Below are 12,736 nucleotides of genomic sequence, written 5' to 3' on the forward strand. Positions count from 1 at the left end.
TTTGGCTGCAAAAAACCCAAAAAAAAATGTATACAATATTTCTTAAAAAAATGGTTGACATTTCATTTTCTCCTGTGCATAATAAAGGCACATTCTTATATGCGTTCCGCATACAGTATTTCAAAAGTTTTCAAAGAGTTATGGATGTTTTATTCCATAATACAAAGCTGATTTTCCAGCGTAAATTCCAGGATTGAGATTTTAAGAAAAGAGGGGGATCCTATCGTTTCATATGTTGTTTTGCTGCTGATTTTAGGGGCAGGGGCTTTCTTTGATGTCCATGAGCACCGCATTCCCAACTGGCTGGTGTTTTCGGGGATGATCATTGGCTTTTTGCTTGAGATTCTTGGGGCAGGGAAGCCTTTGGAGGGCCTGCTGTTTTTTCTGAGGTTTTTACTTGTGACCGGGGTATTCTTTTTACTGTTCCTGTGCCGGATGATCGGTGCGGGGGATATTAAGCTGGCCGCTTTGATATGCGGTTTTCTGGGGCTTAAAGCAGGAGCTCTGGCCGTTGGATTTGGTTTTCTTATAGGGGCTTTCTGGTCCTTAATCAAAATGGCAGAAGGTGGCAGTCTTTTTACCCGCCTTTCCTGTCTTCTTGCCTATATCAGGCACGTATTTCAAACAGGGAAACTTACAACCTACTACGATCCTGTCCGGGATGGATATGACGTGGTGATACCTTTGGGCCTGTGCCTGTTTTTAGGAACCCTGGGCTCCATGGTTTTCTGGAAATAAGGTTGAAAGAAAAGCTTTTTTCAACCTTAAGTTTGGGAATCAACAGGATATGCCTGCATATCCCATTGGTTCATCAATATACAAAAGAAGGAGGTTTTGTTTTGGCAAAGAGAGTGATGGCGGTTTATGACGGAGATCCTTTGTATACGGAGGGGCTGGCGGAATTTGTAAACCGGAAAGAACAGGTCCCGTTTTCAGTCATGGGGTTTACTGCCCTGGAAGGGCTGAAGGCTTATGGGGAAGACAACAGGATAGAACTTCTGCTGGTTGATTCCTCCATCTCCCGGGAGGAAATAGAAAAAATAGGTGCTGCCTTTGTAGTCATGCTGGCGGACGGGGAGGCGGTATCTCTGGAAGAACAGTATCCAAGTGTTTATAAGTACCAGGCCGCAGACAGGATCATGCGCGAGGTGATGGAATACTATTGTGACAGTTCCGGGGAACAGGGATATGCCATGGTTTCAAAGACAGGCAGGGTCATGGGAGTCTATTCTCCCATAAACCGGTGTTTAAAGACTTCTTTTGCCCTTACCATGGGACAACTGCTGGCCAGGGATTTAAAGGTCCTTTATTTGAATTTTGAGGATTGTTCCGGCTTTAGGCGGCTTATGGGAGAAGAGTATAAGGGGGGCATGTCTGATCTTTTGTATTATTACACCCAGGAGGGATTTCGCTGGGGGCGCCTTGGAGCCGTTGTCCATACCTGGGGGGACTTAGATTATGTGCCTCCGGTGCAGTATCCTGAGGATCTTTGCCAGGTGACCGGGCAGATGATGGCGGAGATGGTAAGCCACATTGCAAGGGAAAGCACTTATGGATCCATCATCCTGGATCTGGGCCAGTTTGGAAAGAAAGGGGCGGAGCTGCTGGAGGTATGCGATGTGGTATACATGCCGGTAAAGGATGACTGTGTGTCTGCGGCAAAGGTGGAAGAATTTGAGGAATACCTGGCTTCATCCGGCCATGGGGCACTTAAAAGCAGGATTCAGAAGATAAAGCCTCCTTACCACAGCAGCTTTGGGCGGAGGGATAATTATCTGGAACAGCTTTTGTGGGGAGAATTGGGGGATTATACAAGGCAGCTTTTGAGAAAGTACCCCTAGAAGATACTTTTAAGCGGTAAAGATGTGGCTAAAAAGGGGGAACATCCATAAGCCGTGAAGAAACTGTACAAGGAGGGGCAGCATGGAAGATGAGCAGAGAAGGAAACTGCGGGAAGAAATCTTAAGAGAGCTGGATGAGCGGCAGCAGGTGGCTGATGAGGAGCTATGTGACATCATAGACAGGAGAATTCTGGAATATGGGAAAAGCAGTTTTCTTCCCTTAAAGGACAAGATGGAGCTTCGGAACCGGTTATTTGACTCATTCCGAAGGCTGGGAGCTCTTCAGGAGCTGGTGGATGACCAGGATGTGACAGAGATCATGGTAAATGGGGCTGACCGCGTTTTTGTAGAGCGGAACGGGCGCATGGAACAGTGGGCCAGGGCTTTTGACAGTCAGGAGCAGTTAGAGGATACCATCCAGCAGATCGTCAGCAGGGTAAACCGTACGGTAAACGTATCAAGGCCCATTGCCGATGCCAGGCTTTCTGACGGCTCCAGGGTCCATGTAGTGCTTCCTCCCATCGCTTTGGACGGCCCTGCGGTGACCATCCGGAAATTTCCCAAGCCCATTACAATGGCAAGGCTGTTAAAGCTGGGCTCAGTCACGGAGGAAGCTGCGGATTTCTTAAAATGCATTGTGGAGGCCGGATACAATATTTTTATCAGCGGCGGGACAAATTCGGGAAAAAGCACATTTCTCAATGCTTTGTCCGCCTACATTCCCCGGGATGAACGTATCGTGACCATTGAGGATTCTGCGGAGTTAAAGATCACTCATATTCCGAATCTGGTAAGGCTTGAGACCAGGGAGGCCAATGGGGAGGGAGACGGGGAAGTGGCCATAGGGGATTTAATCAGAGCGGCTTTGCGGATGAATCCCAGCAGAATTATCGTTGGGGAGGTAAGAGGAAAGGAGGCCCTGGACATGATATCGGCCATGAACACCGGACATGACGGGAGCCTTAGCACCGGCCACGGAAACAGTCCCAGGGACATGCTTTCCAGGCTTGAAACCATGGTGCTCATGGGGGCGGATATCCCATTGGCAGCGGTCAGAAGCCAGGTGGCGGCGGCAATTGATATTTTGATTCACTTAGGGCGGCTGAGAGACAAAAGCAGAAGAGTTCTGTCCATTGTGGAGGTGGTTGGTTATGAGAATGGAGAAATCAGGCTTAACCCGTTATACAGGTTTGAGGAAGATTATGAAGACCGGGAAGGGGCCCAGACCGTCCGGGGAAGTCTTAAAAAGGTGGGAGGCATTCAAAACACCGAAAAACTCAAAGCAGCAGGCATTGAGATATGACGAATATGTTTTGACACCGGTTCAATGGTGCCTGTATGGGTTTCAGGGTCTGGCAGCGGCAGGGCTGTTCGCTTACGTCTTTTACCGAAGCATTGTGTCATTTCTGTTATTTCTTCCAATGATTATTATTTTTCCCATGATTAAAAAGAGAGAGCAAAAGGAAAAAAGACTTCAGCAGTTGAATCTGGAATTTAAGGAAGGCATCCTGCTTTTGGCCTCCTTTCTAAGTGCCGGATACTCTGTGGAAAATGCGTTTTCTGCTTCTGTAAAGGAATTAATTTTACTTTATGGGGAAGAAGGGATGGTTTTTAAGGAATTTCGCCATATTGAAAGCCAGATCCGGATGAACCGCTCGGTGGAGCAGGCGCTTTCTGAATTTGCAGGACGCAGCGGACTTGATGATGTTAAAAACTTTGCGGAGGTATTTGCCGCTGCAAAGCGAAGCGGAGGAGAACTGGTTTCCATCATCAGCCATACGGCGGATGTAATAAGGGATAAGGTGCAGGTAAGACAGGAGATTTTAACCATGACAGCATCAAAGCAGTTTGAACAAAGGATTATGACCATGATCCCCTTTTTTATCGTCCTTTATATTGATATGACTTCGCCCGGCTTTTTTAACATCATGTACAGTACGGGAATCGGAAGGATCCTTATGACCCTTTGCATGGCCGTTTACATCACGGCTATAGCCATAGCAAGGCGGATCATGAAGATCGAGATATAAAAGGAGGGGGAAATGATAAGGAAAAGCGAAAAAAAGTGGAGATTCCCTTTTACAAGGCTGCAGACAGTCTGTGCAGTTTCAGGGTTTGTGTTGTATGCTGCCATGGAGCTGGCCTTTGGGGCCGGGGGCCGGGAGGTATCTGAAGGGGGAGGGCTTAAGAGAGCCGGGCCTGGACAGGGAGAGACTACATATGATGTCCTGGTATCCGGGCTTGACAGGGATAATGGAGATAAAAAGGTACCGGTGAAGATACCTGTCAGGGAGAGGAAATATGGGGAGGAAGAGGCAGGGGAGCTGTTTCAAAAGATCCAGCCTGAGCTGATGGAACAGATGCTGGGAGAAAATGAATCTTTAGAGGAGGTGAGGGGGAACTTAAATTTAAAGAACAGCCTTGGAGATTATGGGCTTAGAATCGTCTGGGAATCTGATAATCCCCAGGTCATTGATTCCTTTGGGACCGTTCACAATGAGGATATACCGGAAGAGGGAAAGCCGGTTTGGTTAAGGGCCAGAGTGACGGACGGAAGCCATGAGCGGAGATATGACTTTAAGGTGACGGTTTACCCTGCCGCCCTTACCCAGGAGGAAAAGGCCGCTGCTGACTTTATCCGGTGGATAGGCCAGATGGACCTTAAACAGCAGACAGAGGACCGCTTGTTCCTGCCGCCGGTCTATCAGGGGAAGCGGCTGACGTATTTCCAGCCTGAGGAGACTGATTACCGGATGCTGCCGGTACTGGGGCTTTTACTGGCTGCACTGCTTCATGCCAAAGGGGAGCTTGACAGGAAAAACCAGATAAAAATACGGGAGCAGCAATTGCTTTTTGATTATTCGGAGGTGGTCTCCAAGCTGGTGGTCTATATTGGAGCAGGGCTTACGGTCAGGGGAGCCTGGGATCGGATCGCTGCCGGTTATAAGGACAGGGTAAAACAGGGGAAAAGGAGCGTGCGTCCGGCGTATGAGGAGATGGTGAAAACAGCAGCTCAGCTTGGCAGCGGGCTATCGGAAGGGAGGGCTTACAGCGAATTTGGAAGGCGCTGCGGCCTGCAGGCCTACATAAAGCTTTCCGCTCTTCTGGAACAGAGCCAGAAAAACGGGAGCCGGCAGCTTCGCCCGGCGTTGGAACTTGAGATGGCGTCTGCTTTTGAACAGAGGAAGAACCTGGCTAAAAAACTGGGGGAAGAAGCCGGAACCAAGCTTTTGCTGCCCCTGCTCATGATGCTGGGAGTGGTTATGGTCATGATCGTAGTTCCTGCGTTTCTGGGATTTTATTAGAAGGGAGGTGAAGGAATGTTGGCATGGATAAAAGGACAGATCAGGGACTTTTTAAGGGAAGAAGATGGAGTCGGTGTTATTGAAGTGGTGCTGATCCTGGTAGTTTTAATAGGACTTGTTATTATTTTCAAAAAGCAGATAACAACCCTTCTGGAAAACGTATTCAAAGAAATCAACAGCCAGTCTAAAGAGGTGTATTAATGGGCAAAAGCGGACAGATTACGGTATTTTTAAGTTTGGCCCTTTTATGCATCTTCAGCCTGATGTGCGGGCTCTTAGAGTCCGCACGGACTGCCGGAGCCAGGTGCTACTTAAAGCTGGCAGCCGATTCTTCCATGGACTCGGTATTCAGCAGGTATCATAAGGAAGCCTGGGAAAAATACCGCCTCTTCCTTCTGGAATGTGAGAATGGTGATGAACTGGTGAATGCATGGAAGGATTTTATGGAGCCTTATATGGACAGCTCCGGCTGGTATTCCATGGATATGGAACAGGCAGATATGGGGCAGCTTGTCCATATCACCGATGAGGGAGGCCGGTATTTGAATCAGGAGATCCTTGATTATATGAAGTATGGAATCTTTGAAAATATGACCGATGAAATGGGCGGAGAAGTCCTGCTTAGGAATTTAAAGGAAGCCAGGGCTGTAAAACAGTTATCCGGGTCTTTCCGGGATCATGAGCGGGAAGCTGTCCGTCTGGAGCGGGCATTAGAAGATATCAATGATTCTTTAAAGCAGCAAAAGGCTTTCTGGCAGACCGCCTATGAAGGGATCGGGGATTATGACGGTCCGGAGTTTCGAAGGGAAGCGGACAGGCTTAAACGGGAGATGGACCGGATCCCTTCCCTTGTAAAGGCTTATGGGAAAAGGGCGGATGATTTAAAAAAGAGTATAAATGAAACAAACAATAGCTTCTCAGCAGTTCAGGAAGAATTAAGCCAGGAAGTCCGTGAGGCTTTCATGGGAGATACTTCCTGCTATGAATCCTATGTAAATCAGGATGGGGATCGAAGAAGGGAAATCCAGGCCCTTCCGGGGAAAATGGAGCAGATGAAGGAGGTGATAGAACGGGCAAAGGAGCGTTCCTTTGAGGTGGAGAACATCATCGACCACTGGGACAGTGATGATGAAGAGGATGAAGGCCCGGACCTGTCTTCCTTGTGGGGGTCCGTAAGGGAAATATGGCGCGAAGCGGACATTCCCTCCCTTTCCTATTCCAGCGGTGTGAAGGATCCGGAAAAACAGAAGCTTCTGGAGCAGGTGGAAGGATTCCTGCAAACAGGGCTCTTATCTCTGGTACTGCCTGAAGGAAGGGAAGTATCCAAAGGAATTTTATCTGATGATTTTTTTCCTTCTGTCACCTCCATGAAGGAGCAGGGACCGGGAACGGAGGCGGGCCTTATGGACCGGATTCTGTTTGGGGAGTACTGCGGTAATTTTCTCACAAGCTTTCTTTCGGAAGAGAATAAAGAAGTAAAATACGAATTGGAGTATCTGGTTTCAGGAAAGAAAACAGATGAGGAAAACTTAAAGCAGACGGTTGCTGATATTCTCATGGTGAGGGAAGGAATGAACCTGATCCATATCCTGTCCGACAGCCAGAAGAGGGAGGAGGCAAGGGCTGTTGCAGGCCTTATTACCGGAGCTGTGGGCATGGCCCCTCTTACAGGGATCATTGCATTTTTTGTAATGAGTGTCTGGGCTCTGGGTGAGGCGATTGCTGACGTGAAAATGCTTTTAGAGGGGAAAAAGGTGGCTTTTCTCAAATCAAGGGATACCTGGAAGCTGTCCCTTGATGATCTTTTAGAACTGGGAAGGACTGGAACCTGTACAGGCGGAGGCGGGGATGAAAAGGGAATTGATTATACTGCCTATTTAAAGCTTCTTCTTTTCCTCGGAGAGACTGGGCGGCAGTACTACCGCCTGATGGATGTGATCCAGATGAATCTATGCAGGAAGCAGGGGGATTTTCGTATGGTACACTGTGTTTACCAGGGGGAAATACGGGGGATCGTGAAATCAAGGCATATGTTTTTCGGAGGAAATGATCCCTTTTATCCGGTGGAGGTCCGGACGGAAAAGGCATATTAAGGGAACACCCTGGGGGTACATCTTTATGTCCAAAAAGCATGGACAATAATATAAAGAAAGGAGGCAGATGATCATGCTCTTTTTCAAGGAGTTCCAAGGAAAAAATAATAAAAAAAATGTTACTCTCCAGGTACAAATCCCATTTATGATACAAGGATTCCTTGCAAAAAGGGCATTATCATCTGCCTCCGGCTCCCGAAAAAGGGGAAGCCTGACTGTGGAGGCGGCCATGGTCCTGCCCCTCTTCCTGTTCTTCATGGTGATTCTCATGGTTCCCATGGGAGTAATGAAGGAGGGAAGGCGCATTCAGACCGCCCTGGAAGCAGCGGGTGAAGAAGTGAGCCAGTATGCTTATGTATTGCATCAGCTTAAACTGGGAGAAAGGTTGGAAACCTCAGGGATGGACGGCTTTTCAGAGGAGTTCTTAGATGGGCTGACAGAGGAAGGGATCCTTCTTTACGTTAGAAAACGAGTGGAGGGACGGGTAGGGTTTGAGCGGCTTGAATCGGCTTCTTTTGTACGCTCTTCTGTTTTAAGGGATGGAGAGACCATTGATCTGGTCATGGATTACCGGGTAAAAATTCCATTCTCCGTTTTTGGATTAAGCAGTATGCCAATGACAGCCAGATCCTGCCGGAGGGCTTGGATCGGCCGGGAGGGAGGAAGCGGCAAGAGGGATGGACAAGAGGATGAGCTTGTATACATTGGCAAAGCTAGCACAAGATATCACCGGCAGCGGACCTGCCATTATTTATACAATGATATAAAGCAGATTTCTTTTAAAGAGGTAGAAGATGCCCGTAATTTATCCGGCGGAAAATATAAACCCTGCAGCAGATGCGGAAGGTTTGCAGAGGAAAACGGCAGCGTTTTCCTCATGCCGTCAGGAGAGAGATATCACAGTGACAGGAACTGCTCTTCCATTATGGCATATGTGGAGGCTGTTCCCTTATCTCAAGTCCGTCACATGGGAGGGTGTTCTTACTGTTCACAATAGGGAGGTGTCTCTATGCTGGAAAGCATAAACAAGATTTTATTCGTAATATTTCTGCTGGCGGCTGCCTGGGAGGATGGAAGGGAAAAGGCTGTCAGCCTATGGCTCTTTAAGGCAGCAGGTGTGGCCGGAGTGATCCTGGCTCTTTTGCAGGGGGATATGGGAGGGGAGAGGCTGTTAAGCTGTACGGTGGGACTGGGACTTCTTCTATTAAGCCGATTAACAGGAGAGGCAATCGGAATGGGAGATGGATGTTTTTTTGTAGTCAGCGGCCTTTATTTAAGTCCGCTTGTAAACTTAAAGCTGCTGATTTACGGAATATTTTTAAATGGAATCGTCTGCGGCGGAATGTATGTCTGGAGCTGTTTAAAGGGAAGGGATGTGAGAAAGAAATCAGTACCCTTTCTGCCCTTTCTGGTTCCTGTCTGGGTTGGAATGGTGATATTATGAAAAGAAAGCTGAGGGGAAGCTATACGGTTGAAGCGGCCTTTGTTATGGCAATCGTTTTATGGGCGCTGATTGTTTCCATTCAGGCGGCTTACCGCCTGCGGGATGAGGTGGTAGGATCAATGGCGCTGGGAGAGTCCGCACAAAGGCTGCGCCATAACGAAACGGAGTCGCCTGATGAAGCAGCAATGTGGGCGGCCCGAAGGGCTGGAAGTCCTTTTTCCTGGAAAAAATACGATTTTCAGATGGAGGTCACAGGAAACCCTGTAACAGGCAGGAAGGTGAAAGCATGGGGAGGGGCAGGGACCTGGAAGCTGGAGCTGGAACAGGGAGTGTTTGATCCGGAGAATTTTTTAAGGATGTTGACTCTCGTCAATCAGGAGGAATGAAGTGAAGGTTGCATACAGGCGGGAAATGAAGCACAATTATTTGATAATAGAGCCGGAAGAGGCAGAGTATGACAGCTATGAAATACATATGATGGCAGCAAACGGGATAGAGGGTCTGTTGAAATTCCATGCAAAGCAGGTGGATGACCGGAAGCTTTATTATTATGAGATCACCTCAAAGCAGCCCTTAAACAGGGTCCTTGAATACCATAGCCTGGGCGGAGAGGAACTTCAAAAATTAATCGGAGATATTGGGAAGACTTTGGAGAGACTGGAGCTTTATCTCCTTAAGGAAAAGCAGATTCTCCTGGAACCGGAATATATTTATGTAGAGCCGGAGCAGTTTACGGTTTTTCTTTGTCTTGTGCCCGGGAGGAAGGTGGGATTTCCGGGAGAAATGACAGGACTGCTGAGATATCTTCTGGGGAAAGTCAACCATCAGGATAAGGAATGTGTGGTAATGGCTTATGGACTGTATCAGGAAAGCCTTAAGGAAAATTACGGGATAAAGGATCTCCTTGAAATTGCAGGAAAGAATTGTTCTAATACAAAAGGCAGTGATGAAGAGATCCCGCAGACGGAAAGAGAAAGTAAGCCGGAAGAAAGCCCTATCTCCCCCTTTCCTTATAGTTTAGAAGATTTAAGGGAGAAGATGGGAGATAGAAATGATTTCTCTAATGTAAAAAAGAACGGGCCAGTTTTAATTATCCCGGTTTTAGTCATGGTCGGTATTACAGCAGCTTTATGGCTGTTTTTTGGAATAGAAGGAATCCGGAAATTCTGGTATGGGGTGCCTTTTGCAGGGGGGGTCTCAGCGTTGGCAGTTTTGACCCTATGGGGGAAAAAGTCCCGGCAGCCAATGGAGACCATGGTGAAAAAGGAAGAAGGGGGACGTCAGCCGGAGGAAAGCTATGACTGGCAGATGACATTTGAAGAAGAAATAAAGGAAAAGACTCCTAAATATGAAGCAGGAGATGAAGCAGTATTTCAAACGACTTTGCTGACAGATACAGGGGCGGATAAGAATATCCGGTACTTACGGGCGATGGGTCCTGATGGGGAAGATATTGCAATTACTTATGTTCCCTATCTGATCGGAAAGCAGGAAGGCATGGTTGACTGTGTTCTTACGGGAGAAGCGATCAGCAGGATTCATGCCAGGATAGACAGGGAAGGAGAAGAGTACCGGATCAGCGATCTAAATTCTACCAATGGAACGTCTGTGAACGGGCGGGTATTAGAAACAAATGAGACAGTAGCATTGAAAAAGGGAGATGAAGTTTTTATCGCAAACTTTGCCTTTATATTTACATAACTATGAAGGCAAACCTTGATTTTAAACAGCACACCGGCCATTTTTCGGGCCGGTGTGCTTGGTGGAGACATCTCCAAGGCAGAAAAGAATTCTTTTTTCTGCCTGTATTTATAAAGATTGTATCTCATTATTCTATACAGGCTTCACGTCATCAACCAGCAGGTAGTAATAGGTGCTTCCGCCCTCCTGGTAGCTTTGAAATACGCCTGTTATTTCTATTTCACTTTCCTGCTCCGGATAATCATCCGGATAAACGTGCTCTCCGTTCCAGATAAATTCTAACCCCTGCTGGCAGCAGGCGGTGGCATCTGCAATCACCACGGCATAATAATTTTTCTTTGTGTCTGGATCCTGGTAAACCTGGAATGCCCCCTCAGCCTTGACCGTTTTCCCCATATATTCCTCCGGAGACAGCATCATGTAGTATACCTCGGAAAAAACCATGGTACTGCTTAATTTTGTCAGATCAATATCAAGGTTGGAATCATCAGAGGAGTCCGCCGGACGTTCCTGTGAGGAACCGCCGTCAGCCTCCTGTAATTGCTCTGTGGGGGGATCTGCGAAATCGGGAGGATAGAAATTGGCGTCAGTATCTTCCGTACTGTCTGGATCGTACTGTCTGGAATCTGCTGTATCATCCTCTTTAGAGCCATTCCCGTCATATTGCCCGGAGTCTGCCCCATTGCCTTGAGGCAGAGCCAGACCGGAGGCAGCACCGGTATCCTTTCCGCATCCTGTCAGTGCCAGGTTTACCATGAGAAGCATCAAAATCATTCCCCAAATACGCCTCATCCTTTTACACCTCCTGATATCCATCCGATAAGTGAGCATAAGGCAAAGGCGGCGATGTCCACGGCAACAATGGTGGAACCTACCGGCGTCCCTGCCAGAATGGAGGTGAGAATTCCCAGTATGGCACAGAAAACGGACAAAATCGCTGAACAAAGGATCACGGACTTAAAATTCTTAAACAGGCGCATTGCCGAAAGGGCCGGAAAGATGACCAGCGCCGAGATCAGCAGCGAACCCACCAGATTCATGGCAAGTACAATGATGATGGCTATAATGACGGCGATCATCAGGTTATATTGGTCCGCTTTTATGCCGGTGGCTTTGGCAAAGTCTTCGTCAAAAGTGACTGCAAAGATCTTGTGGTAAAAGAGAAGAAATACGGTGATCACCACCACCGAAAGTGCAACGCAGAGCCAGACCTCCGTTTTTGTCAGCGTCAGAATGGAAGTTGACCCAAACAGCGTGCTGCATACGTCTCCTGCTAAGTTGGCGGAGGCGGAAAATATATTCATCAGCAGATAGCCCAGGGCCAGGGCGCCCACAGAGATCATTGCAACAGCCGCATCCCCTTTGATTTTTGCATTTTGCCCGGTGCGCAGCAGAAGGATCGCGCAGATGACCGTGACCGGCAGAATGAGAAGCATATGGTTGGTCAGCTTCATCACCGTAGCAATGGCCATTCCGCCAAAGGCCACATGGGAAAGTCCATCGCCGATAAAGGAAAAGCGCTTTAACACCAGGGTAACGCCCAGGAGAGAAGAACAGAGGGCGATCAGTATTCCTACGATCAGCGCATAGCGCACAAAGGGGTATTCAAAATATAAGGATAATTTTTCCACCAATACGTTCATGATTTTCTGCCTCCATCCCGGGATGAGTATGCTTTGCCGATATCACTATCCAGGTATTCATCTCTTGTTCCGAAGAAACGGGGATTGCCGATGTGCAGGATATGGCTTGCATACTTTACGGCAGCACCGATATCATGAGAAATCATGATAATGGTGATACCTTCCTCATTGAGCTTACGGATCAGTTCGTACATTTCGGTGGTAACCTTTGGGTCAAGGCCTGAAACAGGCTCATCAAGGAGAAGCATTTTTCCTGCGGCACACAGTGCCCGTGCCAGCAGAACCCGCTGCTGCTGGCCTCCGGACAATTCCCTGTAACACTGCCCTGATAAATGGGAAATCCCCATTTTCTCCATATTGTCCCGGGAAAGCTGCTTTTCTTTAAGGTTGTAATAAGGGCGCAGCCCGCAGCGGTTTAAACAGCCGGACAAGACGATTTCCCAGACAGAAGCCGGAAAATCTTTCTGCACCACTGTCTGCTGCGGCAGATATCCGATCCCGGCAGGATGCAGCCCGTTTTCCATATCAATGCTTCCTTCCAGCGGGGAATGAAGATGCAGAATGGCCTTCATCAGTGTGCTTTTACCGGAGCCGTTTTCTCCCACAATACAAAGATAATCACCGCTGTTTACGGAAAAGTTAAGCCCTTCAAGAACCGTTTTCCCATCATATCCAAGGGTGAGGTTGTTACATGTTAACTGTGCCACTT

At 47.9% G+C, this 12,736-nt stretch carries 14 protein-coding genes; 11 read left to right on the forward strand and 3 right to left on the reverse strand.

Translation table 11 applies throughout. The features are described 5' to 3' along the window. The first annotated feature begins 240 nt into the window (after positions 1 to 240). The 11 genes from ACYVD3_RS14830 (at position 241) to ACYVD3_RS14880 (ending at position 10,384) form a co-directional block, all read left to right on the forward strand. The gene (locus ACYVD3_RS14830) at positions 241 to 738 is read left to right on the forward strand and encodes a prepilin peptidase (RefSeq protein ID WP_460643262.1); all 498 of its coding nucleotides are present in this window, start codon (positions 241 to 243) and stop codon (positions 736 to 738) included. 101 nt (positions 739 to 839) lie between these two features. Further along, entirely contained in the window at positions 840 to 1,841 is a 1,002-nt protein-coding gene (locus tag ACYVD3_RS14835; protein ID WP_460643263.1) for a P-loop NTPase family protein, read from the forward strand. A gap of 82 nt (positions 1,842 to 1,923) precedes the next feature. Then, positions 1,924 to 3,144: a CpaF family protein gene (locus tag ACYVD3_RS14840; protein ID WP_460643264.1), complete on the forward strand. Its 1,221-nt coding sequence runs from the start codon at positions 1,924 to 1,926 to the stop codon at positions 3,142 to 3,144. Further along, positions 3,134 to 3,871 carry a type II secretion system F family protein gene (locus ACYVD3_RS14845; protein ID WP_460643265.1) on the forward strand — a complete coding sequence of 246 codons (738 nt, stop codon included), beginning with the start codon at positions 3,134 to 3,136 and terminating at the stop codon, positions 3,869 to 3,871. The genes ACYVD3_RS14840 and ACYVD3_RS14845 overlap by 11 nt, the downstream gene beginning before the upstream one ends. A 12-nt stretch (positions 3,872 to 3,883) precedes the next feature. Next, complete coding sequence (locus ACYVD3_RS14850; protein ID WP_460643266.1) at positions 3,884 to 5,146, forward strand: immunoglobulin-like domain-containing protein; 1,263 nt, start codon at positions 3,884 to 3,886, stop codon at positions 5,144 to 5,146. A gap of 15 nt (positions 5,147 to 5,161) precedes the next feature. Next, entirely contained in the window at positions 5,162 to 5,347 is a 186-nt protein-coding gene (locus ACYVD3_RS14855; protein WP_460643267.1) for a Flp1 family type IVb pilin, read from the forward strand. Then, positions 5,347 to 7,239: a DUF5702 domain-containing protein gene (locus tag ACYVD3_RS14860; protein ID WP_460643268.1), complete on the forward strand. Its 1,893-nt coding sequence runs from the start codon at positions 5,347 to 5,349 to the stop codon at positions 7,237 to 7,239. The genes ACYVD3_RS14855 and ACYVD3_RS14860 overlap by 1 nt, the downstream gene beginning before the upstream one ends. 73 nt (positions 7,240 to 7,312) lie before the next feature. After that, positions 7,313 to 8,236, forward strand: coding sequence for a TadE/TadG family type IV pilus assembly protein (locus tag ACYVD3_RS14865; RefSeq protein WP_460643269.1), 924 nt, complete (start codon positions 7,313 to 7,315; stop codon positions 8,234 to 8,236). Between the two features lie 12 nt (positions 8,237 to 8,248). Further along, positions 8,249 to 8,683, forward strand: a complete 435-nt coding sequence (locus ACYVD3_RS14870) for a prepilin peptidase (RefSeq protein WP_460643270.1) — start codon at positions 8,249 to 8,251, stop codon at positions 8,681 to 8,683. Then, the gene (locus ACYVD3_RS14875; RefSeq protein WP_460643271.1) at positions 8,680 to 9,069 is read left to right on the forward strand and encodes a hypothetical protein; all 390 of its coding nucleotides are present in this window, start codon (positions 8,680 to 8,682) and stop codon (positions 9,067 to 9,069) included. The genes ACYVD3_RS14870 and ACYVD3_RS14875 overlap by 4 nt, the downstream gene beginning before the upstream one ends. Position 9,070: 1 nt before the next feature. After that, positions 9,071 to 10,384: a DUF6382 domain-containing protein gene (locus ACYVD3_RS14880; RefSeq protein ID WP_460643272.1), complete on the forward strand. Its 1,314-nt coding sequence runs from the start codon at positions 9,071 to 9,073 to the stop codon at positions 10,382 to 10,384. A 132-nt stretch (positions 10,385 to 10,516) separates the two neighbouring features. On the opposite strand, the gene ACYVD3_RS14885 is transcribed toward ACYVD3_RS14880, so the two are convergent. From ACYVD3_RS14885 to ACYVD3_RS14895, 3 genes are read right to left on the reverse strand one after another with little or no spacing between them, the layout of a single operon-like run. Beyond that, on the reverse strand, positions 10,517 to 11,176 hold the full coding sequence (locus ACYVD3_RS14885) for a hypothetical protein (protein WP_460643273.1): 660 nt from the start codon (positions 11,174 to 11,176) through the stop codon (positions 10,517 to 10,519). Continuing rightward, positions 11,173 to 12,027: a metal ABC transporter permease gene (locus ACYVD3_RS14890; RefSeq protein ID WP_460643274.1), complete on the reverse strand. Its 855-nt coding sequence runs from the start codon at positions 12,025 to 12,027 to the stop codon at positions 11,173 to 11,175. The genes ACYVD3_RS14885 and ACYVD3_RS14890 overlap by 4 nt, the downstream gene beginning before the upstream one ends. Further along, complete coding sequence (locus tag ACYVD3_RS14895) at positions 12,024 to 12,734, reverse strand: metal ABC transporter ATP-binding protein (RefSeq protein WP_460643275.1); 711 nt, start codon at positions 12,732 to 12,734, stop codon at positions 12,024 to 12,026. The genes ACYVD3_RS14890 and ACYVD3_RS14895 overlap by 4 nt, the downstream gene beginning before the upstream one ends. Positions 12,735 to 12,736: the final 2 nt, after the last annotated feature.

Source organism: Lacrimispora brassicae (assembly GCF_054772055.1).

Bases quoted from the DNA above. Each gene is read 5' to 3' on its own strand.
- ACYVD3_RS14850 (WP_460643266.1), top strand. From the start codon at position 3,884: ATGATAAGGAAAAGCGAAAAAAAGTGGAGATTCCCTTTTACAAGGCTG.
- ACYVD3_RS14875 (WP_460643271.1), top strand. From the start codon at position 8,680: ATGAAAAGAAAGCTGAGGGGAAGCTATACGGTTGAAGCGGCCTTTGTT.
- ACYVD3_RS14840 (WP_460643264.1), top strand. From the start codon at position 1,924: ATGGAAGATGAGCAGAGAAGGAAACTGCGGGAAGAAATCTTAAGAGAG.
- ACYVD3_RS14855 (WP_460643267.1), top strand. From the start codon at position 5,162: ATGTTGGCATGGATAAAAGGACAGATCAGGGACTTTTTAAGGGAAGAA.
- ACYVD3_RS14885 (WP_460643273.1), bottom strand. From the start codon at position 11,176: ATGAGGCGTATTTGGGGAATGATTTTGATGCTTCTCATGGTAAACCTG.
- ACYVD3_RS14890 (WP_460643274.1), bottom strand. From the start codon at position 12,027: ATGAACGTATTGGTGGAAAAATTATCCTTATATTTTGAATACCCCTTT.
- ACYVD3_RS14860 (WP_460643268.1), top strand. From the start codon at position 5,347: ATGGGCAAAAGCGGACAGATTACGGTATTTTTAAGTTTGGCCCTTTTA.
- ACYVD3_RS14865 (WP_460643269.1), top strand. From the start codon at position 7,313: ATGCTCTTTTTCAAGGAGTTCCAAGGAAAAAATAATAAAAAAAATGTT.
- ACYVD3_RS14870 (WP_460643270.1), top strand. From the start codon at position 8,249: ATGCTGGAAAGCATAAACAAGATTTTATTCGTAATATTTCTGCTGGCG.